At 68.2% G+C, this 26,532-nt stretch carries 24 protein-coding genes and 1 pseudogene; 12 read left to right on the forward strand and 13 right to left on the reverse strand.

What is annotated here, in order from left to right; all coding sequences use genetic code 11:
- Positions 1 to 124 precede the first annotated feature (124 nt).
- Complete coding sequence (locus AC1VXD_RS02280) at positions 125 to 2,662, reverse strand: methyl-accepting chemotaxis protein (protein WP_482990644.1); 2,538 nt, start codon at positions 2,660 to 2,662, stop codon at positions 125 to 127.
- 200 nt (positions 2,663 to 2,862) lie between these two features.
- Here AC1VXD_RS02280 and AC1VXD_RS02285 point away from each other — a divergent pair, with 200 nt between their 5' ends.
- Positions 2,863 to 3,699 carry an arylamine N-acetyltransferase family protein gene (locus AC1VXD_RS02285; protein WP_482990645.1) on the forward strand — a complete coding sequence of 279 codons (837 nt, stop codon included), beginning with the start codon at positions 2,863 to 2,865 and terminating at the stop codon, positions 3,697 to 3,699.
- Positions 3,700 to 3,876: 177 nt separating this feature from the next.
- Here the strand turns inward: AC1VXD_RS02285 and AC1VXD_RS02290 are convergent, their stop codons facing one another.
- Entirely contained in the window at positions 3,877 to 5,436 is a 1,560-nt protein-coding gene (locus AC1VXD_RS02290; protein ID WP_482990646.1) for an alkaline phosphatase, read from the reverse strand.
- 117 nt (positions 5,437 to 5,553) lie between these two features.
- Between AC1VXD_RS02290 and AC1VXD_RS02295 the strand changes: the two genes are divergently transcribed.
- A complete protein-coding gene (locus tag AC1VXD_RS02295; RefSeq protein ID WP_482990647.1) occupies positions 5,554 to 6,351 on the forward strand; it encodes a D-alanyl-D-alanine carboxypeptidase family protein in 798 nt (265 codons plus the stop codon).
- Here the strand turns inward: AC1VXD_RS02295 and AC1VXD_RS02300 are convergent.
- Positions 6,335 to 6,931 (reverse strand): TetR/AcrR family transcriptional regulator, encoded by a 597-nt coding sequence (locus AC1VXD_RS02300; protein ID WP_482990648.1) that lies wholly within the window; start codon positions 6,929 to 6,931, stop codon positions 6,335 to 6,337. The two genes, AC1VXD_RS02295 and AC1VXD_RS02300, sit on opposite strands and share 17 nt — an antisense overlap.
- 17 nt (positions 6,932 to 6,948) lie before the next feature.
- Positions 6,949 to 7,542: an NAD(P)H-dependent oxidoreductase gene (locus AC1VXD_RS02305; RefSeq protein WP_482990649.1), complete on the reverse strand. Its 594-nt coding sequence runs from the start codon at positions 7,540 to 7,542 to the stop codon at positions 6,949 to 6,951.
- Positions 7,543 to 7,785: 243 nt separating this feature from the next.
- On the opposite strand from AC1VXD_RS02305, the gene AC1VXD_RS02310 reads away from it, so the two are divergent.
- Complete coding sequence (locus tag AC1VXD_RS02310) at positions 7,786 to 9,837, forward strand: TonB-dependent receptor domain-containing protein (RefSeq protein WP_482990650.1); 2,052 nt, start codon at positions 7,786 to 7,788, stop codon at positions 9,835 to 9,837.
- A gap of 158 nt (positions 9,838 to 9,995) precedes the next feature.
- Here the strand turns inward: AC1VXD_RS02310 and AC1VXD_RS02315 are convergent, their stop codons facing one another.
- Positions 9,996 to 10,823, reverse strand: a complete 828-nt coding sequence (locus AC1VXD_RS02315) for an isocitrate lyase/PEP mutase family protein (RefSeq protein WP_482990651.1) — start codon at positions 10,821 to 10,823, stop codon at positions 9,996 to 9,998.
- 12 nt (positions 10,824 to 10,835) lie between these two features.
- Here AC1VXD_RS02315 and AC1VXD_RS02320 point away from each other — a divergent pair.
- The 4 genes and pseudogenes from AC1VXD_RS02320 (at position 10,836) to accC (ending at position 14,216) form a co-directional block, all read left to right on the forward strand.
- A pseudogene (locus AC1VXD_RS02320) lies at positions 10,836 to 11,583 on the forward strand (DOPA 4,5-dioxygenase family protein).
- A 270-nt stretch (positions 11,584 to 11,853) separates the two neighbouring features.
- Positions 11,854 to 12,297, forward strand: coding sequence for a type II 3-dehydroquinate dehydratase (gene aroQ / locus AC1VXD_RS02325; RefSeq protein ID WP_482990652.1), 444 nt, complete (start codon positions 11,854 to 11,856; stop codon positions 12,295 to 12,297).
- 61 nt (positions 12,298 to 12,358) lie between these two features.
- Complete coding sequence (accB, locus tag AC1VXD_RS02330; RefSeq protein WP_079223759.1) at positions 12,359 to 12,838, forward strand: acetyl-CoA carboxylase biotin carboxyl carrier protein; 480 nt, start codon at positions 12,359 to 12,361, stop codon at positions 12,836 to 12,838.
- 10 nt (positions 12,839 to 12,848) lie between these two features.
- The gene (gene accC, locus AC1VXD_RS02335; protein WP_482990653.1) at positions 12,849 to 14,216 is read left to right on the forward strand and encodes an acetyl-CoA carboxylase biotin carboxylase subunit; all 1,368 of its coding nucleotides are present in this window, start codon (positions 12,849 to 12,851) and stop codon (positions 14,214 to 14,216) included.
- Positions 14,217 to 14,328: 112 nt separating this feature from the next.
- On the opposite strand, the gene AC1VXD_RS02340 is transcribed toward accC, so the two are convergent.
- Both AC1VXD_RS02340 and AC1VXD_RS02345 read right to left on the reverse strand, forming a co-directional pair.
- Positions 14,329 to 14,703 carry a hypothetical protein gene (locus AC1VXD_RS02340; protein WP_482990654.1) on the reverse strand — a complete coding sequence of 125 codons (375 nt, stop codon included), beginning with the start codon at positions 14,701 to 14,703 and terminating at the stop codon, positions 14,329 to 14,331.
- Complete coding sequence (locus tag AC1VXD_RS02345; protein ID WP_482990655.1) at positions 14,700 to 15,665, reverse strand: hypothetical protein; 966 nt, start codon at positions 15,663 to 15,665, stop codon at positions 14,700 to 14,702. The genes AC1VXD_RS02340 and AC1VXD_RS02345 overlap by 4 nt, the downstream gene beginning before the upstream one ends.
- Positions 15,666 to 15,827: 162 nt before the next feature.
- Here AC1VXD_RS02345 and prmA point away from each other — a divergent pair, with 162 nt between their 5' ends.
- From prmA to fis, 3 genes are all read left to right on the forward strand, one after another.
- Positions 15,828 to 16,748: a 50S ribosomal protein L11 methyltransferase gene (gene prmA / locus AC1VXD_RS02350; protein ID WP_482990656.1), complete on the forward strand. Its 921-nt coding sequence runs from the start codon at positions 15,828 to 15,830 to the stop codon at positions 16,746 to 16,748.
- A 42-nt stretch (positions 16,749 to 16,790) separates the two neighbouring features.
- A complete protein-coding gene (locus tag AC1VXD_RS02355; RefSeq protein WP_482990657.1) occupies positions 16,791 to 17,558 on the forward strand; it encodes a DUF3426 domain-containing protein in 768 nt (255 codons plus the stop codon).
- A 114-nt stretch (positions 17,559 to 17,672) separates the two neighbouring features.
- Entirely contained in the window at positions 17,673 to 17,948 is a 276-nt protein-coding gene (gene fis, locus AC1VXD_RS02360) for a DNA-binding transcriptional regulator Fis (RefSeq protein ID WP_006397198.1), read from the forward strand.
- 81 nt (positions 17,949 to 18,029) lie between these two features.
- Here fis and AC1VXD_RS02365 read toward each other — a convergent pair whose 3' ends face one another.
- The 6 genes from AC1VXD_RS02365 to AC1VXD_RS02390 are packed head-to-tail and all read right to left on the reverse strand — an operon-like array spanning position 18,030 to position 23,848.
- The gene (locus AC1VXD_RS02365) at positions 18,030 to 19,025 is read right to left on the reverse strand and encodes a phosphatidate cytidylyltransferase (RefSeq protein ID WP_482990658.1); all 996 of its coding nucleotides are present in this window, start codon (positions 19,023 to 19,025) and stop codon (positions 18,030 to 18,032) included.
- Entirely contained in the window at positions 19,022 to 19,651 is a 630-nt protein-coding gene (locus AC1VXD_RS02370; RefSeq protein ID WP_482990659.1) for a lysophospholipid acyltransferase family protein, read from the reverse strand. Before AC1VXD_RS02370 ends, AC1VXD_RS02365 begins: the two co-directional genes overlap by 4 nt.
- A gap of 12 nt (positions 19,652 to 19,663) precedes the next feature.
- Complete coding sequence (locus tag AC1VXD_RS02375; RefSeq protein WP_482990660.1) at positions 19,664 to 20,101, reverse strand: hypothetical protein; 438 nt, start codon at positions 20,099 to 20,101, stop codon at positions 19,664 to 19,666.
- Entirely contained in the window at positions 20,098 to 21,432 is a 1,335-nt protein-coding gene (locus AC1VXD_RS02380; protein WP_482990661.1) for a phosphatase PAP2/dual specificity phosphatase family protein, read from the reverse strand. The genes AC1VXD_RS02375 and AC1VXD_RS02380 overlap by 4 nt, the downstream gene beginning before the upstream one ends.
- The gene (locus AC1VXD_RS02385) at positions 21,432 to 23,183 is read right to left on the reverse strand and encodes a bifunctional alpha/beta hydrolase/class I SAM-dependent methyltransferase (RefSeq protein ID WP_482990662.1); all 1,752 of its coding nucleotides are present in this window, start codon (positions 23,181 to 23,183) and stop codon (positions 21,432 to 21,434) included. Before AC1VXD_RS02385 ends, AC1VXD_RS02380 begins: the two co-directional genes overlap by 1 nt.
- A gap of 47 nt (positions 23,184 to 23,230) precedes the next feature.
- Complete coding sequence (locus AC1VXD_RS02390) at positions 23,231 to 23,848, reverse strand: CDP-alcohol phosphatidyltransferase family protein (RefSeq protein WP_482990663.1); 618 nt, start codon at positions 23,846 to 23,848, stop codon at positions 23,231 to 23,233.
- A gap of 181 nt (positions 23,849 to 24,029) precedes the next feature.
- On the opposite strand from AC1VXD_RS02390, the gene purH reads away from it, so the two are divergent.
- Both purH and AC1VXD_RS02400 read left to right on the forward strand, forming a co-directional pair.
- Positions 24,030 to 25,613, forward strand: coding sequence for a bifunctional phosphoribosylaminoimidazolecarboxamide formyltransferase/IMP cyclohydrolase (gene purH / locus AC1VXD_RS02395; protein ID WP_482990664.1), 1,584 nt, complete (start codon positions 24,030 to 24,032; stop codon positions 25,611 to 25,613).
- 16 nt (positions 25,614 to 25,629) lie between these two features.
- A complete protein-coding gene (locus AC1VXD_RS02400; protein ID WP_482990665.1) occupies positions 25,630 to 26,496 on the forward strand; it encodes a hypothetical protein in 867 nt (288 codons plus the stop codon).
- Positions 26,497 to 26,532: the final 36 nt, after the last annotated feature.

The raw sequence follows: 26,532 nt of genomic DNA on the forward strand, positions 1-26,532 counted from the left end.
GCGGCCGTCGGGGGGCCGGGCGCCGGGGGTTTCTGGGGGCGGCGGCGGGGTGCGGGGGCCGCCCACCCCCCTCTCGTCCCCGCCGGGGGCGGCCGGCGCGCCCCGGGCGAAGGCGATCAGGCCATCACGCGGCCACGCGCGGGCGCCGCTCCGGCTGCAGGCGGAACGCCGACACCGCTTCGGCCAGGGCCTGCACCTGGGCCTGCATGTGCGCGGTCGATGCGCCGGCTTCCTCCACCAGGCTGGCATTGCGCTGCGTGCTCGATTCCATCTGCACGATGGTCTGGTTCACCTGCGCGATGCCGGCGTGCTGGTCCTGCGATGCACTGCGGATGCCGGTGAGCAGTTCGGCCAGCTGCTGCACGCTGCCGACGATCTCGCCCATGGTGGTGCCGGCCTGTTCGGCCTGCACATTGCCCTGGCCGACGCGGGTGACTGAATCCTCGATCAGCTCCTTGATCTGCTTGGCCGCCTCGGCGCTCCGCTGGGCCAGCAAGCGCACTTCGGACGCCACCACGGCGAAGCTGCGGCCCTGCTCGCCGGCACGCGCGGCTTCCACGGCAGCGTTCAGCGCCAGGATGTTGGTCTGGAAGGCGATGCCGTCGATCAGCTGGGTGATGTCGCCGATGCGGCGCGAGGCTTCGCTGATGCCATGCATGGTCGCCACCACCTGGCCCACGGCCTGGCCGCCACGCGCGGCCACCGTCGCCGCACCCTGCACCAGCGCATCGGCACGGCCGGCGGCATCGGCGTTGCGGCCAACGGTGTCGGTTAGTTCGTGCATCGACGCGGCGGTCTCTTCCAGGTTGGCCGCCTGCTGCTCGGTACGCTGCGAGAGGTCATGGTGGCCGGCGACGATCTCACCCACGCCCACATCCAGCCGCGACGTAGCCTGCTGGATGCGGGTGACGATGTGACCGAGCTGGCCGACGGTGGCGTTGGCATCGTCGCGCATGCGCGCGAACACGCCCTGCAGGTCGCCCTCCATGCGCACGCTCAGGTCGCCGCGGGCCAGTGCCGCCAGCAGCGCCTGCAGGTCGCCCAGGTTGGTTTCGAAGGTGGCCAACAGATGGTTGATGCTGGTGGACAGCGTGCGCACGAAGCCCTGCTTGCCTTCCAGCGCGATGCGGCCCTGCAGTTCACCGTGCGCGGCCGCATCGACCAGCGCGGCCACTTCGGTTTCCAGCAGGGTTTCCAGCGCGCGGCTGCGCCATTCCACCGCTACGCCGAGGAAATGGCTCTCATCGACGATCGCGTTGGCGATCAGCTGGTAGCGGACGCCGAGATGATTGATCTCGCGTTCCTCGCGGCGACGCACGCCGGCCAGGCTGGTCATCGCCGGGTGCAGGCGCACGGCATCGCTGCCAACCAGTGCGTCGGCCGGCATGCCCAGCAGCTGCCGCAGGGCAGGATTGGCGTAGGCCACCTGCCCTTCCGCATCGATCACCATCAGCCCGGTCTGTGCGCTGTCCAGCGCCTGGCGCACGCGGGTGTTGCCACGCGCCACCGCGCGTTCCTCCTCGATGCGCGCGCGCAGGCGCTGCTGCATGTTGATCAGGCGCTGCGCCAACTGGCCGATCTCATCGTTGGCGTTGTGCACGCGCAAGGTGGTGTCGAGGCGATCATCGGCAATGTCGCTGGCGAAACGCAGGGTGTCCTGGATCGGACGGCGTACTGCACGCAGCACCAGCCCCAGGCTGGTGATCAGCACACCAGCCACCAGCACGAGCGTCGCAGCGAACAGCACGCTCATGGTGCGTGCACTGGCCTGCTGGCTCGCCTGTGCCTGGGCCAGCGCCTGCACCTGGGCCTTCTGGAAGGCGGCCAGTGCCGGCGCCACGCTGGCAGCGGTATCCAGCAGCGACTGGGCTTCGACATCCAGGCCGACGCGAGCGGCGGTGTAGCCCAGCAGCGCGGCCTGGTAGGCATCCATGTCGGTGCGCAGGCTTTCCTGCGCCTCGGTCGGCACCCCTGCCAGGGCCAGATCGAAGGGCAGCTTCTCTTCGCTGGCGCGGTCGGCATGGGTGGAGTCGCCATCGAGCAGCAGCAACGCCTCCTGCCGGCGCATCTTCTGCACATGCAGTTCCAGCACCGGACGCTGCAGCGCGGTCACGTTCGCCTGCAGCGTGTCGGCAGCCTGCTGCAGCTGCGCGGCCAGGCCCGCGTCGCCGCGGCCCATCTCATCCACGCGCTCGAACAGCGCGGCGATGCCCTGCGAAAAGCCGTCGACCGCTTCGGCCAGCGACTGCAGCGCCTTGCGCCGGCCGGCATCCATCGGCATCGCGCGCAACGCCTGCAGATCCTGCTTCAGCTCCTGCTGGGTGGCCAGCAGCTGGCTGCGGTCGGCATCATCGAAGCTGCGCGCATACTGTGTCTGCAGGCGCCGTGCTTCCGCCACGCGGGTGGCCAGCGCCGCCGCCAGATCGCTGCCGTGCTGGTAGCTGGCCTGGGTGCGGGCCGCCTGTGCGCTGGCGTGGCCGGTCCAGGCGTATACGCCGGCAATGGCCACCAGGCCAAGGCCGCAGACCCACAAGGTGGCCTTCAGCTTGTCGGCCACGCTGAGCCGGTGCGGCTGCAGCCAGCGCAACAGGCCAGGAAACGCCGAGCGCAGCCCATCGAAGTGGGTGCGCAGGGACCGGAGGCGAACAACCGCGGTCGACATGACAGACTCCAGGCAAAAGGACGCATCTGTATCGGCCCGGATCTGCGGAACTTTGGAGCTATTTTCGAGAACTGCCACCGGGGGCACTTGCGGTCTTTGTACCGGCCGCAGGCGACGGGGCGATGACATCGGCCACTGCCCTTGACCTCAACCCCGCTTGCGGTTGCACAGTAGGTTTCCCTGCCCCGCCTGGTGCCGTCATGACCACGCTCGATATCCCCCGTTACCTGCAGCGACTGCAGCTGCCGGCCGCGCCGCCGGCCACCCTGGCCGGGCTGACCCTGCTGCAGCAGCGCCACAATGCCCATGTGCCGTTCGAGACCCTCACCTGCCTGCTGCGCGATGCGGTGCCGATCGACCTGGACAGCGTGCAGCGCAAGCTGCTGGACGCGCAGCGCGGGGGCTACTGCTTCGAGCTCAATGGCGCCTTCCTCGTGCTGCTGCAGGCGCTGGGCTTCGATGCCCATGCACTGAGCGCGCGCGTGCTGCTGTCGGCCGCCGAAGGCGAACTGACACCACGTACCCACCTGTTGATCCGGGTGCGACTGGCCGGCGAGGACTGGCTGGTGGATACCGGCTTCGGCAGCCTGACCCCGACCGTGCCGCTGCGGCTGCAGGAAACAGCCGCGCAGGACACGCCGCATGAACGCTACCGGCTGCAGCGCCTGGATGATGGCGATTACCTGCTGGCGGCCTGCAGCGGTGACGACTGGCGGTCGCTGTACCGGTTCGACCTGACGTCGCCGGCGGCGGCCGACAACGAGGTGGGCAACTGGTATGTGTGCACGCACCCGCACTCGAGTTTCCCCGGGGAACTGCGTGCTTCGCTGACGTGGCCGGAGGGGCGGCGCACGATGGGCAGTGGCAACTACACCGAATACCGCCCGGGGCAAGCGCCGGAGAAGCGTGCGCTGCGCGATGTGGCCGATGTCCGGCAGGTGCTGCAGGAGGGCTTTGGCGTGCGGCTGCCGGACGATGCGCGGCTGAACCCGGCAATAGCCGGATGGCTGCAGCGGTGGCAGGCGACAGCCGGGTAGAGTCGAGCTTGCTCGACTGAGGCCCGAGAAGCAGTCGAGCAAGCTCGACTCTACAAAGGGCACAAGGCAGCCGAGCATGGGCTCGGCTCTACCGATAGCGGAGAGCAGCCGAGCATGGGCTCGGCTCTACCGATAGCGGAGAGCAGCCGAGCATGGGCTCGGCTCTACAGGGGGCGGTCAGCGCTGCAGGGCGTCCTGCACGGCCTTGGCCACGTCGGTGTTGTCGATGTAGCTGCCGTCGTTCCAGCGCACGTGCTTGCGGTAGCCGGCATCGACCCCGCGCACGCGCTGACCCAGCAGTTCGGCACCGTTGCCCTTGGCCCACAGCGGCACCAGGCCGTTGGAGTGGTTGCCGGTGGGGCGGAAGCTCATGCCCGGCAACTTCCCGCGGCCGTTGTTGCGCACCGGCTCGAAGGCCACCTTCTGCGCGTCCGGGCCCATCGGCATGCTGTTGTCGTGGTCGGTAGTGACGATCAGCAGGTTGCGTTCCCAGCCGCCGTTCTGCTCGATCCACGCCACCACTGCCGACACCGCATCGTTGAACTCGGCGGTTTCCTCGATCAGGCGGCCGTACTGCGGCTGGTCGGTGCAGGCACCGTAGTGCCACTCGGTGCCGCAGGCGCTGGTGTGCGCGGCCCAGTCGGTGGCGCCACCTTCAACCATCAGGAACAGGCCCTTGGGCGAACGCTGCTGCAGGAAGCGCAGCGCGCCACGGGTCATCGTCGCCAGGTCCGGCACGCTGTCGATCTTCTTCACCCCCGACGGCGTGGCGGCATCGCGCCCGACCACCGGCAGCTGGCGCGCCTGCTGCAGGGTGTTGGCCACGCGCGGTAGACCGATCAGCGGGCAGTCGGCCGGCAGGCGGCCGTCCGCCAGCGCGGCGAAGTCGTCCTTGCTGCGGATCAGGCGCCACGCACCGGACGGATTGCCGGCAATCGGCGTGCCCGCTTCCAGCTGCTGCCAATCCTGCTGCGACACCCATTCCCATGGGTTCTGGCAGCCTTCGGCGGCGACCTTGTCCATGCTGTCCACGCAGGGCGTGCCGTCGACGCTGTAGCCGGGGCCGCCGGTGCCCGTCACCAGATCCATGTGGCCCTGGGCCAGCATCTGGTGGGCGATCTGATGGTAGCTGTTGCGCGATTCGTTCTGCGCCGCGAACGCCGCTGGCGTGGCGTGCGGGAACGGCACCGAGGTGACCACGCCGGTGGCCATGCCCAGCGCCTTGGCGCGCAGGGTATTGAACTCCACCGGCTGGCCATCGTTGTTGTCGTTGATGGCGTTGTTGTATGTCTTCATGCCGGACGACAACGCGGTACCGGCGGCAGCGCTGTCGGTGGCGACCGCGGCCAGATACTGGTAGGCGACGAACGGCAGGTCGGGCGCCGGCACCCCGGTGATGTCCCAGGCCTGCACGGGGTCATAGCCGATGCGCTGCGAATCATCGCGGGTGGGCTGGCCACTGGCGTTGAGCGGGAACGTGGTGACGGCCAGGCGCTGCGGGAAACCCGCATACGGTGCGCCTTCGCGGCTGCCGTACTGCCAGTAGGCCGCCGCATCCCAGGTACCCCAACCGGCGCCGTCGTTGATCATCACGATGACGTTGTGCGGACGCGCTTCGGCGGTGGTCGCGGTGGCCGCATGCGCATCGGGACGCGCATTGGGCTGGCAGGCGGTGAGCGCGGCAAGCGCAGCCAGGATCAACGGGCACAGCCAGCGTCGCGCGAGGGGTCGGGTCATGGAGATTCCTGCAGTACGAAAGGCGGCGACACCGCCAACAGCGGCACGTTATATCATTGCAATGTTGCAGATTCGTGCGGCTTTTCGCCCTGCTCGCTCCGCGATATCTTGTTGGTGATGTCATTGCCTGCTTCGCCGATATCGGCGCTTTCTTCGATCACCGTGGATGCGGCCACGCTGCACATCCTGCAGCAGCACGATGCCAGGCTGCCGCGTGCGCCCGCCTCGCTGACCAAGCTGATGACCGCGCATGTGGCCTATGAGGCCATCGCGCGCGGGGGGCACGCGTGGACGGACAGCACCGTGACCGATGCGCGCGACGTGCACGCGGTGGCCGCCGATGAAACGCGGATGGGCCTGATGCCGGGCGAGACCGTCACCCTTGGCCACCTGCTGGAAGGCCTGATGGTGGTGTCCGGCAACGATGCCGCGTTGGCGCTGGCCCGCCACTTGGCGGGTTCGGAGGCTGCCTTCGTACAGCGCATGAATGAGACCGCTGCACGCATGGGCCTGCGCGATACGCACTTTGTTTCCGTCTCGGGCATCACCACGCCGGGCCATGTGTCGACCGCGCATGACATGGCGATGCTTGCCGCGCGGCTGCTGGCCGATCATCCGCAGGTGCTGGCTATCACCGCGCAGCGCCACTTCAGCCACGGTACGTTCTGCAAGGACAACCAGAACACGCTGCTGGGCTCGGATGGCATCGATGGGCTGAAGACCGGCTATACCCGAGCGGCGGGCTTCTGCCTGGCGGCGACTGCGTGCCGCGACAGCGAAGAGGCGACGCACCGGCTGATCAACATCACCCTCGGCGCGCCCACGCGGGAATCGCGGAACGCATGGGTGCAGCAATGTCTGCAGGACGGTTTCGCGCAGCTGCAGGGCGACGCGGCGATCAGCGCGCGCGGCTGACGGTCTCGACGATCAGTCGTTGCAGTTCTGCTTCCGCATCCGGCTGCTGCAGCGCGCCGGCAGCCACCGCTTCGGACAGCGCCTCGGCGGCACCGAGAATTGCCCAGCGCCCGGCCACGGGCACGGCGCCGTCGGCCGCGAACGGACCAAGCCACTGCGCACACTGCTCGACGAAACCCTGCTGGTAGCGGTGGCGTACGTCGCGCAGCTCGGGCGAACCTGCCAACGCAGCGAGGATCGCCTGGATGTCGCTGCCCTGCGAGAGCACGCAGTCGATGTAGCCCGACGCGATGGCCTGAGCACGCTCGTGCAGCCGCGCAGGTGCCGCGCCGATGCGCGCATCGAACACGGCGGTCTGGCGCTGGTCGTAGTCCGCATACAACGCGGCCAGCAGGCCATTGCGGGTGATGAAGTGATCGTAGGCCACCGGCTTGGTCACGCCGGCCGCCTCGGCCAGGCGCCCCAGGCTGAGCGCATCGGTGCCCTCGCCGCCCACCAGCGTCCAGGCCACGTCCAGCAGCTGGCGGCCACGCTGTCCGCGTGACATCCGGCGACGGGTGGGCGTAGCGGCGGTGGACATGCAGCGGCTCTACATCATCAGACAGGTGTGCCTATGGTACGGCCGATGTCGGTGGCGGTCTGCAGATGCACCGCGGCCTGGCCACTGTCGGCATCGAGCAGCAGCGTGGACGAGTGCACGGTGGCACCGCAGTAATCGAAGATGCCCATGTCGATCTGTGTCTTCATTGCCGCACCGTAACCGCGGCGTTCGATCATCTCCGCGCCCGCGCCGCCGATGCCGACCAGATGCACCTGCAGCCGCTGCAGCTTCTTTTCCACCTTGCCGTCGGCACCGTCTGCGTAGGCCCAGCCCTGGGTGAACACCCGGTCGATCCAGCCCTTCAGCAGCGCGGGGAACGACCACCAGTACAGCGGATAGACCAGCACCAGCGTATCGGCGGCATCCAGCCGCGCATGCTCGGCGGCCACGTCGGCCGGCACCGCCGCGCCCTGCTTGAACAGGCCGATGTCGGCGGCATTGAAGCGGGGATCAAAACCCTCGGCGGCGAGATCGGCCAGGGTCACGCTGTTGCGCGCATCGGCATCGGTGATGGACTGGCCGATGCGCGCGGCAACGGCATGGGTAAGCGAAGCGGAATCGGGATGGGCGACGACGATCAGGCTGCGCATGGGAAAGACCTGCTGATTCATTAGTTACCAATGGTAACTATCAGCAGGAATTCCACCAGTACGCTCCGCAGGACGCTGATTTCGGCGCGCTGGCCCTCCCTGGGCTGCGGCCCAGGCGGACATGTATATGTCACCAGACCTCAAATGCGAATGATTCGTGATACGATTGTTAAAGAATTCTGAAATCCCCACACACCGACGTCCCAGCCATCGCCAGTGGACCCTCAACAGGAGTACTGCGCGATGTCGCATGCCGTTCTGAAATCCCGTCGTTCCGTTGCCGCGCTGACCGCCGCGATTGGTTTTGCGCTGGCCAGCACCGCCCACGCTGATGCCGCCGCCGACGCTTCGTCGACCAAGCAGATGGACACCGTGGTAGTCACCGCCACCGGCGCCCAGCAATGGATCAAGGATGCGCCGGCCAGCATCAGCGTCATCACCCGCGAGGAGATCGAGCGCAAGCCGGTCACCAGCATCGGCCAGCTGCTGAGCACCGTGCCGGGCGTGACCGGCGGCTATGCGCTGTCCGGTGCGCAGTCGAAGATCCGCCTGCGCGGCCTGCCCGAGCAGTACACGCTGATCCTCATCGACGGCCGCCGCCAGGGCAATTCCTCCGGCGTGAACTACCGCGACGACCTCGGTCCGCAGGATCTGAACTGGCTGTCGCCGGACATGATCGAGCGCATCGAAGTAGTGCGCGGCCCGATGTCCTCGCTGTACGGCTCGGATGCGATGGGCGGCGTGATCAACATCATCACCCACAAGATCCGCGACCACTGGGGTGGCTCGGTCACCCTCAACCACAGCATGCCCGACTCGGACACGCGCGGCGACACCACGCAGATGGGCGCGCTGTTCAGTGGCCCGCTGACCGAGAACCTCGGCGTGCGCATCGGTGCCAACGTCACCGACCACACGTCCGACACCGGTGCGCGGCAAACGCCCGGCAACAAGGCGCAGAACGCCAACCTGCAGTTCCAGTGGCGCCTCAACGACGACCACGCGCTGACCCTGGAAGGTTCGCGCGGCGAGCAGCGCAACACCGGTGCCGGTGATGTGTATGCCTGGGGCCTGTCCAAGCTGGTGCAGACCGGCTACGTCGTCAGCCATGACGGCCGCTACGGCGACACCACCACGTCCAAGAGCACGCTCGTGCAGAACGACTACAACGACAAGGGCAGCGTGCTGGGCACCCACTCCAAGGAGACGGTGTTCGACACCGCCTTCAACCACGGCTTCCACTGGGGCTTCGAGCAGAGCCTGAACGTGGGCGCGCAGTGGAGGCGCGAGGAACTGGAGAACCCGGACACGATCGGCACCGTGCCGGTGACCTGGACCGGCAGCGGCCGCATCAGCCCAGTGAGCGAAGCCGATTCGTGGGCGTTGTTCGCCGAGGACCACATCACCCTGCACGAGCGTTTCGTGCTGACCGTGGGCCTGCGCTGGGACAATACCGACAACTACGATGACAACCTGAGCCCGCGCATCTACGGCGTGTGGCATCCGGGCGATGCATGGACCGTGCGCGGTGGCGTGTCGCAGGGCTTCAAGGCGCCGAACCTGAAGCAGGGTACGGCCGGCGCGGCGACCCAGTCCGGCGGCAACGGCTGCACGGCATTGACCGCCGAAGGCTGGACCAACCGCTCGGTGAGCGCCGATGGCACCACCGGCTGCTACATGGCCGGCAACCCGAACCTGGAACCGGAAACCAGCACCAACTACGAGCTGGGGCTGGGCTACGACAAGAACGGCTGGTCCGCATCGGCGACCTACTTCCTGACCGACTTCGACGACAAGATCCAGCAGGTTCCGCTGCGCGAGATCTCCGGCCAGACCACCAGCTTCGTCAACGGTTTCTGGTGGACCGTGGCGCAGAACGTGCAGAAGGCCCGCACGCGTGGCATCGAAGCCAGCGTGACCGTGCCGCTGCACGAGCGTGTCAGCTGGACCACCAACGTCACGCGCATGCTGGAATCGAACAACCGCACCACTGGCGCGAGCCTGCTGGTGGTGCCGAAGATCACCGGCAACACCTCGTTGAACTGGGACGTGACCGATGCCTGGTCGCTGAACCTGAGCGCACAGCACATCGGCAAGCAGCTGGTGTCCTCCACCAGCGCGACGTTCGCCAAGGCCTACACGACGGTGGATCTGGTGACCGGCTATGACGTGAGCGAAAACCTGACCCTGCGCGCGGGCGTGCAGAACCTGGGCGATGTGTCCACGATCGACGAAGGCAACAACTACGACGGCGGCGCGCGTACGTTCTTCGTCGGCCTGACCGCGCGGTTCTGAGGAATTGCTGGGCAGCCGGGATCGGATCCCTTCGTTCAACGAAGGGCTGCGACCCCGATCGCGGGTAAGCATCCACGCATGGCGTGGATCTACTGATGCAGCCTATTGGCCCGTGTCCATCCGCGCATGGCGTGGATCTACTGCGTGATGTCGTCGTATCAGCGGAACAGGTCGTTCAATGCCGCGCCCGCGGCGGCCCGCTGCAGGCCATCGAAACGGCCGTCGCGCAGGATCGGATCGGTGGCCTGCATCAGCCCACCCCATGCCGCGCGCGCCAGGGCCCCACCCAGGCTGACCCGGCGCACGCCCAGCGCGGCGATGTCCTGCAAGGTGAGCGGCGTGGGCCCACCGACCAGCAGGTTCACCGGCTTCGGTCCTGCCGCCGCAACCACCGCCGTGATCTGCTCACGGGTGGTGATGCCCGGTGCGTACAGCACGTCGGCGCCGGCCGCGGCGTAGGCGCGCAGTCGTTGCAGGGTGTCGTCCAGATCGGGCACGCCGACGAAGAAGTTCTCGGCACGCGCCACCAGCAGGACGTCGGCACCGGCACGATCAATGGCCGCACGCGCGGCGGCCAGGCGCTGCACAGCTTGCTCAAGCGGCCGTAGCGGCGCCCCCGCCACGCCGCTGGCATCTTCAATGGACAGCGCGGCGATGCCGGTATCCAAGGCGGCGGTGACCGCTGCGCCGACCTCGTCCGCCGTCGCACCGAAACCATCGCCGAAATCCGCGTTCAACGGCAGCGACGTCGCGTCCGCCATCAGCCGCAGGTGTTCCAGCGTGGCTTCCAGCGAAACGGCACCATCGGGCCGGCCCTCGCTCCACGCGCAGCCGGCACTGGTGGTGGCCAGCGCCTGGAACCCCTGCCGCTGCAGATAGCGCGCACTGCCCACGTCCCACGGGTTGGGCAGCACGAAGCAGCCCTGGGCGTGCAGTTGGCGGAAGGCGGCGCGCCGGCGCGCGGTCCCGGGGTCAACAGCGGTCATGGCGAAGGTCCGGTGCATGGCCCGGCCACCCTAGCCCGACCGCGGGCACGACTCAACGTGGTGGCAGCGGCGCGGCATCACCTGATGCCCTGTGCTTATTGGACGGCGCGGCCACCATCGCCGAGCGTGTCGGCTCCGTCACCAGGACGCTGGCGCGGCCATGCCGCTGCCAGCGCGTCCAACACCATCGAACCCGGCCGACCCGGCTTCCGCGCGATCGTGCCGCCGCCGGCGCAGGGCCGCAGCCCCTGGGGCCAGGATACGGCAGCCGAAGCGACGCCGCGCCCGGCCAGCGTGCGCCCGGGCGAATCACCGGTGCCCAGCCGGCCGCGTGCCTATACCGATATCAAGAGCTACCACGCCCACATCTCTCGACGAAGACAGCCACCAGAAGGCGGCCCTGCTGCGGCGCTGGGCGGACGAACGCTTCGCGGTGGAACTGGGCAACTGGAACCTGGAACTGCGCGGCCCGCATGTCACGCCGTCGTTCTACTTCGGCTTCAGCAACGACCTGCTGCCGGTGCGGGTGCCGTGGCTGCCGCTCAGCAGCCTGGGCCTGACCATCCTCATCCACCCCAATACCGGCGATGGCCGTGCCGACCATCTGCATTACGCGCTGTGGGTGAACCGCGCGCAGCCGGTGGACGCCTACAACTGGCCGGCGCCGAAACCCGGCGAGACCGAGGCGCTGGAAGAGGTGTTCCCGAACGTGGTGCCGACGGCTCGAGACCTAAGTCCGGCGGCGGTCATCCACGCATGACGGGGATCTACGGGGCGCGGTCATCCACGCATGGCGTGGATCTACTGGACGTGGTCATCCACGCGGGACGTGGATCTACGCCATCGTCGGCCTTCGTGCGGGCATCCCCGCCGCCACGGCGTTCAGCGGGCCTTGATCCGGCGCCACCCATACGGCCGCAAGCGCTTCCACGATTTTCAAACGATTGCTTTAAACACCTGCAATTTCGCCGAACTGGACAGCATCCGCAGGTTCCGCCAGACTGCCGCCCTTTCCCGTTGATCGGACTCCATGGCGAAGCTGCTGGTCCTGCATGGCCCCAACCTCAACCTGCTCGGCACCCGCGAGCCGGAGGTCTATGGGCACACCACGCTGGCCGACATCGACCAGGCGCTGGCCGCCCAGGCCGCTGTGGCCGGGCATGCGCTGGAAAGCCTGCAGTCCAACGCCGAACACGTGCTGGTGGACCGCGTGCAGGCCGCGCGCACCGACGGTACCACGTTCATCCTGATCAACCCGGCCGCCTTCACCCACACCTCGGTTGCCCTGCGCGATGCGCTGGCGGCGGTGGCCGTGCCGTTCATCGAGATCCACCTGTCCAACCCGCACACCCGCGAACCGTTCCGCCAGCACAGCTATTTCAGCGACAAGGCGGTGGGCGTGGTGTGTGGCTTCGGCGCCGACAGCTACCGCTACGCGATGGACGCGGCGCTGCTGCGGGTGTCCGCCACCTGATTGTCGACCCGGGCGCCAGCCGGCGCTCTACCTCACCTAGATAGAAACCAAAGAGGCCCTCATGGATCTGCGCAAAATCAAGAAGCTGATCGACCTGCTGGAAGAGTCGAACCTGGCTGAAATCGAAATCAAGGAAGGCGAAGAGTCCGTGCGCCTGTCGCGCGCCCCGGTGGCCGGCTATGCCGCACCGATGCCGGCCCCGGTGTACGCCGCTCCGGCTGCCCCGGCTGCGCAGGCCATGCCGATGCAGTCGCCGACCGAAGCCTCCACCGGCGGCACCGCCAAGCCGGGCCCGGCCCTGCCGGAAGGCCACGTGCTGCGCTCGCCGATGGTCGGCACCTTCTACGCGTCGGCCGCTCCGGACAAGCCGGCCTTCGTCACCGTTGGCCAGCAGGTCAAGGAAGGCGAGACCCTGGCGATCATCGAAGCGATGAAGATGTTCAACCCGATCGAAGCCGACAAGTCCGGCACCATCGTCGCCATCCTGGGCGAGAACGGCCAGCCGGTGGAGTTCGACCAGCCGCTGTTCGTGATCGGCTGAGGGGCACGCCATGCTCGACAAAGTCGTCATTGCCAACCGAGGGGAGATCGCGCTGCGCATCCTGCGCGCGTGCCACACCCTGGGCATCCGCACGGTGGCCGTGCACTCCACGGTCGACCGCAACCTCAAGCACGTGGCCATGGCCGACGAGTCGGTCTGCATCGGCCCGGCACCGTCGCCGCAGAGCTACCTCAACATCCCGGCGCTGATCGCCGCGGCGGAAGTCACCGACGCCCAGGCCATCCACCCGGGCTACGGCTTCCTGTCGGAGAACGCCGACTTCGCCGAGCGCGTGGAGGAGTCCGGCTTCATCTTCATCGGCCCCAAGGCCGACACCATCCGCATGATGGGTGACAAGGTCGAAGCCATCCGCGCCATGAAGTCCGCCGGCGTGCCGTGCGTGCCCGGCTCGGGCGGCCCGCTGGGCGAGGACATCGTTGCCAACACCAAGATCGCCCGTGAGATCGGCTACCCGGTCATCATCAAGGCGGCCGGTGGCGGCGGTGGCCGCGGCATGCGCGTGGTGCACGCCGAAGCCTCGCTGAAGACCTCGATCGAAACCACCAAGAGCGAGGCCAAGGCCGCGTTCGGCAATGGCGAGGTCTACATGGAGAAGTTCCTGGAGAACCCGCGCCACGTGGAGATCCAGGTGCTGGCCGACGGCCAGGGCAACGCCATCCACCTGGGTGAGCGCGATTGCTCAATGCAGCGCCGCCACCAGAAGGTAGTGGAAGAAGCACCGGCACCGGGCATCAGCGCCGAACAGCGCGAAGAGATCGGCAAGGTCTGCACCGAAGCCTGCGTGCGCATCGGCTACCGCGGCGCCGGCACCTTCGAGTTCCTGTACGAAGACGGCCGCTTCTACTTCATCGAAATGAACACCCGCATCCAGGTGGAGCACCCGGTCACCGAAATGGTCACCGGCATCGACCTGGTGGCCGAGCAGCTGAAGATCGCTGCAGGCCAGAAGTTGTCGATCAAGCAGAGCGACGTGGTGCTCAGCGGCCATGCCATCGAGTGCCGCATCAACGCCGAAGATGCTGAAACCTTCGTGCCGAGCCCGGGCACCATCACCGGCTTCCATCCGCCGGGCGGCCCCGGCGTGCGCGTGGACACCCACATCTACAGTGGCTACCGCGTGCCGTCGAACTACGACTCGATGATCGGCAAACTGATCGTGCACGGCCCGGACCGCGAGACCGCCATCGCCCGCATGCGCGTGGCGCTGAGCGAGATGGTGGTGGACGGCATCAAGACCAATGTGGCCCTGCAGCAGCGCATCATGCGCGACAAGGGCTTCCAGGCCGGTGGGCAGAACATCCACTACCTGGAAAAGCGCCTGGCCGAACGCAAGAACAAGCCGATCGCGTTGACCTGATCGGCGGCAGATGCTGGACACGAAAAGGGCGGGGATTTCCCCGCCCTTTTTTGCGTCTTCCGGTGCCGCCGGGCATCACCGCCGGGCGTGGCCCGGCGCTACCCCACGCGGGTCAGCGCTTCTCAGCGACTTCGGCCGGAATCTGCGTCTCGGCCAGCGGGCGCACGCCGTTGGGCGAGGTCGGGTCGACGATCACCATGGTTTCGGTCGAGCCATCGGGCCAGACCACCTGGAAGGTACTGCCCGCCGGCAACGCAGCGAACGGCGCGCCACTCTGCGCGCGGTACACCGCAGCCACCTGGCTGGCACCGGCGCGGCGCACGTCTTCCTGCGCCTTCACCGAGGTCAGCTCAACCTTGGAAAGATGCCGGTAGCGATCCTCGTAGGTGTCGATCATCAGCAGGCCAACCGCGCCGGCCGAATACGCGACAAACAACGCCACCCAGAACCAGAACTTGGCCCCGTGCAGGAATCGACGGTAGTTCATTGCCCGTTCCTCTTTCCAATCAATTGCTTGATCCATTCGTTCATCTTCCCCGCACCTTGCCGCGATACAGCAGCGTCATACACGAAATCCTGGAAATCCTGCGTACCATCCTGCGAACAGATCCCTCCGTTCGCGCAGTAACTGTTCATCAGCACACTGTCGGCCCCACACGGTAGACCGAGCTGGCAGGCAGCCACCCGCCACGCCATCTCACTGAGCTGTTCGCCGGCCACCATGTTGGCCAGCGCCTTGTCGCCGGCAGCGCGCACACCCATGCCCGGCGCCAGCGCCATGTAGGCCTCCGGGTCGCGCGAGGTACGCACGCGCTCCACCAGGTCGCGGCGGTACTGGTCATTGCTGTGCAGCGGCTCACCCTCGGCGAACAGCGCGGCTTCGGCGGCCAGGTTGCCCTGCAGGGCCGCACGCCGGCGTTCGTTGAACACCAGCGAAGGGCCCAGCTTGTCGCCCGGCACGAAACCACCGCAGCGCTGCGCCACGCGCTCGCGCGCCTGCACCATCGCCGGCGCCGCGCTCAGGCCGAGGCCGGCCAGCACGTTGTTGTCCAGGCGGTAGCCACCGGGATCGACCGCATACTGCGCGCAGTAGTCGTAGACCCGGCTGAGCATCCAGCGCGCCTCATGATTGCCCTGCTCGGCCTGCGCCTTCAGGCGCTGTGCGTAGGCGAACAGATCGGTCTCGCCTTCGATGTCGGCGCGGATGTCCAGCGGCAGGCCCGAAGGCAGCGCGCTGCTGCGCTCGAAGCCGGCCAGGCGGCGGGCCAGCGCTTCAGGCATCACCGGTTCCAGCGCGTCCTGCACGCTGGCGGCGGACACCGCCATGGGCGCACCCACGTCCACCTGCTCCGCGCGCCCATGGCCACTGGCCCGATAACCGGCCACGCCCAGCACGGCCACGGCCGGCAGCACGAGCAACCAGGTTTTCAGGGTCGGGGCGAGAGCCATCGGCGGTCGGTTACGGCACGTCGGGCAGGAAAGCGCCAAGTTTAGCAAGGCCCGTGAGGCCTGTCTGAATCGGCCTCGTTCAGCCCCGGCCCGCATCTCAGGGGATACGGAGACGGCTGGATGGTCTAGCATGGCCCCCTTTCCCGCGATTGCCCCCACGCCATGCCGTTCCTGGAACTGACCCTGCGCTGCACCGAAGCCACCCAGCCCCGCTATGAAAACGCGCTGGAGGACGTGGGCGCGCTGGCGGTGACCCTGCTCGATGCCGAGGCCGACACCAGCAACGAGCAGGCCATCCTCGAGCCGGGCGTGGGCGAGACCCCGCTGTGGGACACCCTGGTGCTGAGCGCGCTGTTCCCGGCCGACAGCAACGCGCTGTTGCTGCTGGCCGCGCTGGAAGCGTTCGACCCGGAGCTGGACTGGACCGGCGGCAGCTTCCGCGCGGTCGAGGACGAAGACTGGGAACGCGCCTGGCTCGACCAGTTCCAGCCGATGGATTTCGGCAGCCGCACCTGGATCGTGCCGTGGAACCATGAACTGCCCGAGGCGGCGCAGGCCGCCGACGCCGCCGTGGTGCGCCTGGACCCGGGTCTGGCCTTCGGTTCGGGCACCCACCCGACCACCGCGCTGTGCCTGCGCTGGCTGGACCAGCTGGCCGTGGATGGCCTGCTGCAGGGCCAGCGCGTGCTCGACTTCGGCTGCGGCTCGGGCATCCTCGCCCTGGCCGCGCTGAAGCTGGGTGCAGGCGAAGCGATCGGCGTGGACAACGATCCGCAGGCGCTGATCGCCACCGCCGACAACGCCGAGCGCAATGGCGAGCAGGCCCGCATGCACGTGTATCTGCCGCAGGACGAACCGGTGGCCACCTACCCGATCGTGGTCGCCAACATCCTCGCCTCGGCACTTGATGCACTGGCCGAACTGCTGGCCGCGCGCGTCGCTGCCGGTGGCTGCATCGCCCTGTCGGGCATCCTGCATGGCCAGGAAGGCGAACTGCTGCAGCGTTACGCAGCATGGTTCGACGAGCTGCAGGCCACCCAGGACGGCGACTGGATGCGCATCACCGGCGTACGCCGCGCCTGATCGTGGTTGAATGACCGCTGGATCCGAGCCCGCGCCCTGAGCATGTCCGAGCCGAACCCGCCGCGTCGTCCGCTTGCCACCTTCCTGCGTTCCGCGCCGGGAACCGATGCGCCGCCCGACACCGGGCAGGCGCAGGAACCCGCTGGCAACACGACGGATGCCACCGTCGATCAGACGGCACCGTTGGAACTGCCGGCCGAACCGGTGGTGGACACACCGCCACCGCCGCAGACGCGACGGTCCGATGACACTGTCATTGAAACGTCCTCGCGCATCGACACGCCGGCATCGGTCGCACCGGCCAGCGATGCGCCCAGTTTCCTCGGCGCCCGCCCGCGTGCCCTGCCGACGCCGCGCTGGCACTGGGCCCTGGTGGCCGTGCTGGCATTGCTGCTGGTGCTGCAGAGCGTGCTGGCCGATCGTGCGCGACTGGCTGCTGATGCCGCGCACCGCCCGTGGATCAGTGCGCTGTGCGGTGTCCTGCGCTGCAGTCTGCCGGCATGGCGCGAACCGACCGCATTGACCATGACCAGTCGCGAGATCCGTCCGCTGCCCGGGCAGGCCGGTGTGCTGCAGGTCCAGGCCAGCATCCGCAACGATGCGCGCTGGGCACAGGCATGGCCCGACCTGCGCCTGTCACTGGCCGATGCTGATGGCCGGGTGATCGGCACCGGCGTGTTCCCGCCCGCGCAGTACCTGGGCGAGAACCCCGGCGCGGCCCTGCTGGAACCGGGGCAGAGCGCGCGCATCGCCTTCCGCGTACAGGAGCCTGCGGCCTCCACGGTCGCATTCACCTTCGAGTTCCTCTGAGCGGGACGAAGGAGTCCAGCCGTGGCAGGTCGGGCACGCTCGCGCTAGACTGGCCGCCACCACCTCGTCCGGCCGCGCGCTCCGCGCGCACGGGCCACCGAATCGGGAACCCCCTTGAACGCTGTCCTTTCTCGTCCTGACAACAGTCGTGGCGCTGCCCGGCCACCGCTGCGTGAACACGTCGCCCAGTCCGTGCGCCGCTACCTGCGTGACCTCGATGGCTGCGACGCGGACGATGTCTACGAGATCGTGCTGCGCGAGATGGAGATTCCGCTGTTCGTGGAAGTGCTCAACCACTGCGAAGGCAACCAGAGCCGCGCCGCGGCGATGCTGGGCATCCACCGCGCCACGCTGCGCAAGAAGCTGAAGGAATACGGCATCAGCGCGTAAGCGCGGCCCGCCGGGCATGGCCCGGCGCTACCGATGTATGCCCGTAGATCCACGCCATGCGTGGATGAAAACCCGGCGAAATCACCCCACCCCGCCGGCCTTCCAGTAATACCGCACCACATGGAAGAACACCGGCGCGGCGAAGCACACCGAATCCAGCCGGTCGAGCATGCCGCCATGGCCCTCGATCATGTGGCCCCAGTCCTTGATGCCGCGGTCGCGCTTGATCGCCGACATGACCAGGCCACCCCAGAATCCCATCAGGTTGATCAGCAGCGACAGGCCGAACGCCTGCAGCGGCGTGAACGGGGTGATCCACCACAGCGCCGCACCCAGCGCGCTGGCACTGAGTACGCCGCCGACGAAGCCTTCCACCGTCTTCGACGGCGACAGCTTCGGGGCGATCAGGCGCTTGCCCAGCAGCTTGCCCCAGATGTACTGCAGCACGTCCGAGGACTGCACCACGATCACCAGGAAGGCGAACAGCAGCACGTTGCGCGAGGGATCGTGGCCGGGCACGTGCAGGTTCAGCAGCAGCGGCACGTGCGAGATGCAGAACACGCAGATCATCAGCCCCCACTGCACCTTGGCCGTGCGTTCCAGGTAGTGGGTGGTGTCGCCACCGATGGTCGACAGGATCGGCAGGAACAGGAACGCGTAGACCGGAATCAGCAGCGTGTACATGCCGTACCAGTCGATCCACACCAGGTAGTACTGCCATGGCAGCACGATGTAGAACGCAGCCAGCAGCGCGTAGTAATCGCCCGAGCGCGTGGGCGCCAGCGTGATGAACTCGCGCAGCGCGAACAGCGAGATGATCGCGAACAGCACGATGACCCCGGCGCGGCCGAACAGCAGCGCAGCGCCCACCACGATGGCCATCACCCACCACGCGCGGATGCGCGAAACCAGGTTGGCGATGACCGCGCTGGGGTTCTCGCGCTGGCGCCAGCGCAGCGTCTCCGATACCAGCGTGGCCAGCACCAGCACCGCGCCGACACCGGCAAACAGCAGGCCGGTCTGCTGGCCCACGCTCTGCGTGGCCAGGTCGCCGGATACATCCAGCAGGAAACTCATGCGCGGCCTCCGTTCGGTGCCAGGTCCAGCAGCGCCTGGCGACTGCGCGCGAGGAACGCGGCCTTGTCCTCATCGGCCTGCAGGCGCAGCGGCGTGCCGAAAGTCGCCGTGCACAGCAGCGGCAGTGGCAGGAAACGCCCCTTGGGCATCACCCGCTTCAGGTTGTCGATCCACACCGGTACGAACTCCAGTTCCGGGCGCTGCCGCGCCAGATGATAGATGCCACTCTTGAACGGCAGCAGTGGTTCCTCGCCGATGTTGCGCGTGCCTTCCGGGAACAGGATCAACGAACATCCCTCGTCCACCGCATCGCGCAGCCCCTGCAGTGGATCCTGCTGGCGCCGCGCGGCGTCGCGCTCGACCAGCACGCCGTTGAACACCGCATCGATCAGGTAACTGCGCAGCGCATCGCCCTGCCAGTACTCGGCGGCGGCGACGGGCCGCACCTGGCGACGCAGCGCCGCCGGCATCGACGACCAGATCAGCACGAAGTCACCATGGCTGGCATGGTTGCCGTAGTACACGCGGTGCTCGCTGGATGGCGCACAGCCGATCCACAGCGCGCGCGCACCGGTCACCACATGGATCGCGCCACTGCAGGCGCGGGCGATCAGCTCAGCAAACATCGTTATCTCCGCTCAGGTCTGCGGCCACAGCACGGCCAGCAGCATCACCGCAAACTGCAGCAGCGTGGCCACATACTGGCGCACCAGCAGGCGGCGCATGCCGATCCAGCGTACGTCCCAGCCGCGCACCGGCGCCTGCGCATCGCGGCGGCGCAGGCCGGCGGTGTGCAGCGCCGCGTCCACGCGCTCGGCGGCGGCATCGCCCTGCAGGCCTTCCCGCAGCAGCTGCTGCAGCAGGCTGGCATCCAGCTGCACGCGCACCGCGTAATACGCCTGCACCACGCCCACGGCCACGCTCAGCAGCAGCAGGCCGGCGGCGAACATCGCCAGGCCGGGCTCGATGCCCAGCATCAGCAGCGCTACCAGCAGCAGGCCCGCTGACAGCGCGGCGGGCAGCCGGCCCTGGCGCAGCAGCAGGTGCATCATCGGCAGATCGGCAGCGGTACTCATGCGTTGCTCTCCCGTGTGGTGGCGGCCGCGATGGCCTGTAGATGAACGTCATGCAGGACGATGGACGGCCGTGCGGCACGCACCCGCGCTACCGCTTCGGCGACGGTGCATACCCGGCCGGTACGCAGCAGCCAGGTCGCGACGCTGGCCGCACTGCGCGAATAGCCCAGTGCGCAGCACACCAGCAGCGGCCCCTGCGCACGCAGGGCTTCGATGGCATCGGCGGCCTCGGCCAGCTGCGCCGGCGTGGGCACCACCAAATCCAGCATCGGCACGCTGGCATAGGCCGCACCCGGCGCCGTGCAGGACAGCTCGGCGCAGGCATCGACCACACCGCGCAACGGCGCTGGCAGCGCGGCGCAGGGAATGCGGCCCAGCCACACGCCACCGGCCACTTCCACTGGCTGCGGCACAGTGCGCGTCCACAGCCGCGAATTGATCCAGGCCGCGGCCAGGTACGGTGCCAGCAGCCAGCGCGCGGCCATGGTCAGTCGCCCATCGGCGCGCTTCTGGAACACCGCCGTGCCCAACCCGGCATAGGCCAGCGCCACCAGCAGCAGCGACACCACCGGCCACAGCAGCCACAGCGTCGCGCCCCCCAGCACCACCACCGGCACCAGCAGAACCGCGGCGCCCAGCAGATAGAACGAGGCCAGGCGCCAGCGCTTTGGATCGCGCGCCGTGCGCCACGCCCGCAGCGGCGGCGTGCCCTGCTCTGGCCACAGCCACACGCACAGCCAACCAGCCAGCAGTCCGGTGGGCACATCGATGAAGTGGTGCTGGAAGGTGGTCAGCACCGAGACGCCGATCAACAGCGCCCACGCATGCAGCAGCCAGCGCCACGCGCCATGCAGGTACTGCGCGTACTTCACCCACAGCACGATCAGCAGCACGATGTGCAGCGACGGCGCCTGGTTGAACGGCTTGTCGAAACCCAGCAGCACATCGAACAGCCAGCCGAACACGCCGCCGATTTCTGGTCGTTCAAAACTGAAGCGCAGCGGCCACAGCAGGAAGCAGGCCACCGCGATCAGTTGCGCGCTGAACAGGCGCAGCGCATGCCGGTCCAGCTCGAGGCGCTGCCGGCACAGGAAGAACGAGATCGCGTAGAACAGGTCGATCGACCAGTACGGCACGATCGTCCATGGCACGAACGGGATATGCGATTCCCAGGCGAATGCCATCACCGGCAGCACGGCGTGGCGCCCGGCCATCCAGTTGGCGAAGCCATAGCTGGCGAAGAAGAATGGGCCCAGCAGTACCAGCCACAGCAGGGCGCGCCGCCAGGGACGCCCCGCCGCGGCCAGCGGGGTGGCAGCCAGCGTTGCCATCACGCGGTCCGGCGTGCCAGCGACACGGTGAAGATGCCGAACGCGTCGATGCGCTGCGCCACCTTCTCGAACCCGGCCAGGCGCACCAGCTCATCCATTTCCTGCTGGGTACGACGGCGCATCACCCACGCCGCACCACCGCGGTGGCTGGTCAGCGCGCGGGCGATGAATTCCAGCTGCGGGTGCCATGGCTGGCCGGTATAGGCCAGGTAGCCGCCGACCGGCACGGTTGCGGCGATGCCCTGCAGCGAACGCAGCACCGCATCGTTGTCGGGGAACAGTTCGTACAGGCCCGACACCACCGCCAGCGTCGGCGCCGGGTCGACCTGCGCCAGCTGTACCGGGTCGAACGCATCGCCCTGCTCGAAGTGGGCGATGTCGGACGCACCGAGGCGGTCGATCAAGGCCTGGCCCTGAGTCACGTTCAGATCGCTGAAATCACGCAGCACGATGCGCTCGGCACGCTGTTCGCCCTGGCCCAGCGCCTCCAGCACGTAGCGGCCGTGGCCGGCCGCAACGTCCAGCACGCGCACCGGCGTGCCCTGCCCGCGCAGGCGCTGGGCAGCGTCGCGCAGCAGTTCCTGCAGGTGCTGGCCACGGATGCGGATGCCACGCCAGCCGATCGCATCGAGATAGTTGCGGTCGACCATGCGGCCCAGCGGGCCCTTGCCGCGCGCTTCGTCGCGGTAGATGTAGTCCAGCGTGCTGCCCGAATCGAAACCGGTCTGCAGGCCCAGCGCGATGCCTTCCGAAAGCGTGCCGCCGACGCGCAGGCCGCCACGCACCACGCGCCAGCGCAGGTCGGCCAGGCTGTTTCGCTCCGGCGGCCAGGCCAGGATTTCCGATTCTTCGAAGGTCGGCCCATGGCGATGCGCATCGCGCCGCGACAGTTCGCGCAGCGGCTCGGCGAAGCGCGCCTGGATGAAGCTGCGGATGCGCGCCAACGCTGACGCGCGGTCACGCTCGCCGAGGGTGTCGTGGAAGAAGCCCGGCAGGTGCACGCGTTCCTTGATCGGGCTGGACAGGTGCTCGTAGAAGTGGTCCTGCGGGCCACGGTGCACGACGAAATCCGAACCGGACACCAGCAGCTGCACCGGCACGCTGATCGCCTGCGCATCGGCGACGATGCGGTCGGCAGCCTCGTACAGGCCCAGCAGCACGCGCACCGAGATCGGCCGGGTGATCAGCGGGTCGGTGCGGTAGCTTTCCACCCGCGCCGGATCGTGGGTCAGCCACTGCGGCTTGACGTAGCTGTTGACGAAGAAGTTGCCGCGCAGCTTCTGCATCAGGGTCAGGCCAGCGCGCGCGAATGGCACGTACAGCTTCACCTTAAACGCCGGCGAAGCCATGACCAGCGCGCGCAGTCGCGGCGCGTAATCGTGCACCCAGGTGGCGGCCACCACGGCGCCCACGCTCTGCGCGATCACCACGATGTCCTCCACCGCGATGCCGTGCTCGGCACCGATGTGGGCGATGAAGCTGTCCAGGTCGCGCACCAGCGCCGGGAAGCCCGGCGCATCGCCGCGGGCACCCGGCGAACGGCCGTTGCCGCGCGCATCCCAGGCGAAGAACGCGGTATCGGGCAGGTCCAGTTCATCGACCAGGTGGGTGACCCGGCCGGAATGCTCGTGGCCGCGATGCAGCAGCACGATGGCCTTGGCCGGCGTGGTGGTCGTGATGCTCGCCCAGTACCGGTAGAACAGCGGTACCTGGTCGAAGCTGTGGAATTCCCGTTCCTGCGCCTGACGCATGCAATCTCCAGATTGATAAGGCGTGTAGTCTTGTTGTTTGTCGTTGATTACTGCGGCGGAATCGCCGCTTCCTGCAGCCCGCGGCGGATGCGGTTGGTCATCGTCAGCACGCACAGTGCGGCCATGGCCGCAGCCACGCCAGTGACCGTCATCGCGCCCACCCACCCGAAGGCCAGGAGCAGGCCCAGCGCCCCGATCACGAACGCGCGGTCGCTCTTGCCCATCGGGCCGTCATAGCGGCGGCTGGCACCGACCATCAGCCCCAGTACGCCGGCGTATTCGCTCAGCGCCGCGGTCCAGGCCAGCAGCCACAGTGCCTCCGGCCGCACGCCCGGCACGCTGAGCAGGGCCAGGTACAGCGCGGCGTCGGCGATCACATCGCACAACTCGTTCAGGTAGGCGCCCAGCTTCGACTGCTGGCCGAACTCGCGGGCCAGCATGCCGTCCACGGCGTTGAGGGCCATGCGCAGCAGCATCCACAACGGCAGCAGCAGGTACAGCAGCGGCTGCGCAGGCGCACAGCACCAAACGGCGGCGGCCACCAGCAGCGAGACCACAGCGGCAGCCACGGTCACCGTGTTGGCGGTGATGCCGAGGCGGTAGAGCCCGCGCACGGCCGGACGCAAGAGGTCCTGGAAACGTCCTTTCAAAGCATAGATCGACACGATCTGAACCCGCTGATCCTTGGCAGTTCCGGCATAGCCTACCCCATGGCGTGTTCAGCCCGGCATGCCGATGCAGGCCGTTTTCCCCTGCCGGGGCCAGCAAAGCGCGCCGGCAGCGCCCGCCACCGCCCCCCACGAACTACAATATCGGCCCCGCTCCGCTGCCGATTGCCCTGTCCCCATGACTGCTGATCTGTTGCCCGTCCGTCGGGCCCTCCTTTCCGTTTCCGACAAGACCGGCCTGGTCGAGCTGGCCACCGCGCTGGCCGCCCGCGGCGTCGAGCTGCTGTCCACCGGCGGCACCGCCAAGGCGATCCGCGATGCGGGCCTGGCCGTGAAGGACGTGGCCGACGTCACCGGCTTCCCGGAAATGATGGACGGCCGGGTCAAGACCCTGCACCCGATGGTGCACGGCGGCCTGCTCGGCCGTTCGGGCCTGGATGACGCGGTGATGGCTGAGCACGGCATCGGCGCCATCGACCTGCTGGTACTGAACCTGTACCCGTTCGAATCGGTCACCGCCAAGGCCGACTGCACCCTGGCCGACGCGGTGGAGAACATCGACATCGGCGGCCCGGCCATGCTGCGCTCGGCGGCCAAGAACTTCGCCCGCGTGGCGGTGGCCACCGACCCGACGCAGTACGCCGAACTGCTGGCCTCGCTGGACGCCAACGATGGCCAGCTGAGCGCAGGCACCCGCTTCGCCTTCGCGGTGGCCGCGTTCAACCGCGTCGCCCAGTACGATGCGGCCATCAGCAACTACCTGTCGGCGGTCACCGCCACCGATGCCGCCGTGCCGGCGCGTGCCGAGTACCCGGCGCAGATGAACTCCACCTTCGTGAAGGTGATGGACCTGCGCTACGGCGAGAACCCGCACCAGAGCGGCGCGTTCTACCGCGACCTGTACCCGGTGCCGGGCACGCTGGCCACGTTCCAGCAGCTGCAGGGCAAGGAACTGAGCTACAACAACCTGGCCGATGCCGATGCGGCCTGGGAATGCGTGCGTCAGTTCGATGCACCGGCCTGCGTCATCGTCAAGCACGCCAACCCGTGCGGCGTGGCCGTCGGTGCCGGCAACGGCGATGCCTACGAGCTGGCCTACGCTACCGACCCGACCAGCGCCTTCGGCGGCATCATCGCCTTCAACAAGCCGCTGGACGCGGCCACTGCGAAGGTCATCCTCGACCGCCAGTTCGTCGAAGTGCTGATCGCCCCGGATTACGAGCCGGCCGCGCTGGAATACGCGCAGAAGAAGGCCAACGTGCGCGTGCTGCGCATCCCGCACGGTGATGGCCTGAACAACTTCGACAGCAAGCGTGTGGGCTCGGGCCTGCTGCTGCAGTCGTCGGACAACCGCGGCATGACCCGCGACGAACTGAAGGTGGTCAGCAAGGTCGCGCCGACCGACAAGCAGTTCACCGACCTGCTGTTCGCCTGGAACGTGGCCAAGTTCGTGAAGTCCAACGCGATCGTCTACGCCAAGGACAACCGCACGATCGGCGTCGGCGCCGGCCAGATGAGCCGCGTCTACTCCGCGCGCATCGCCGGCATCAAGGCGGCCGACGCGAATCTGGTGGTGGAAGGGTCGGTGATGGCCTCCGATGCGTTCTTCCCGTTCCGCGATGGCATCGACGCGGCAGCGGCCGCCGGCATCAAGGCCGTCATCCAGCCGGGCGGTTCGATGCGCGATGCCGAAGTGATCGCCGCCGCCGACGAACATGGCCTGGCCATGGTGTTCACCGGCGTTCGCCACTTCCGCCACTGATCCTGGAGCGACACGGATGTCCGCAGTCTCGATCAAGCCCCTGATTCTGCCCGCCTTGATGGGCGCGGCCCTGCTGGCCGGCTGCAAGCCGGCCACCGAGCCGGCACCCGCCCCGGCCCCGCAGGCAGAGGCACCGGCCGCAGCCAGCACCGCAGCGGCCGGGCATGTCAGCCGCACCGCGCGCCTGCAGGCCTTCCTGACCGCGCGTTACGGCAAGGACGCGCGGCTGTCCGACGGCTGGCGCGGCAACTGGACGCAGGACGGCGACACCCGCCCGGTCGACTGGGCGGTCTGCGCCGAACAGCCGGTGGTCAGTGGTGACAGCTGGCAGCAGCTGCTGGCGGTGTGCGGCGAAGTGGTCGACGCCGGCCATGCCGACCCGGGCACCATCGATTACTACGTGCTGCGTCCCAGCGGCGACGGCTTCGAAGTAGCGGCCGAGCTGACCGGCGGCACCTATGGAAGCAGCGGCCGTCCGGGCAGCGTCGAGATCCTGCGCTTCGGCAGCGACTTCTACGGCTTCCGCAGCGTCAGCGGCTGGTACGGCCAGGGCTATTCGCTGCAGTCGCAGGGTTTCATCCTGCCCGGCCCGAACGGGCTGGTGGATGCAGGCAGCCTTCGCAGCCACATCGACAACGCGGCGGCCTACGACTGCGACGACGCCGAGCAGGCCGCAGACTGCCGCACCCGCATGTTCGATATCGACTTCCAGCTGCGCATGGACGACAGCAACCGCAGCGCGCGCGTCTGGCCGCTGCTGATCGAGGAAACCGGCAGCAGCTGTGGCGGCAGCAACGTGCGCCGCACGCACCGCTTCACCCTGGACCCGAAGTCCTGGACCTATTCCTTCCCCGACGCGCTGCAACGCGAGGGCTGCGAGTGAACCACGCGCGCCGCCGGGGACATCGCCCCTCCCTTC

It is taken from the genome of Stenotrophomonas sp. STEN054, assembly GCF_056854535.1.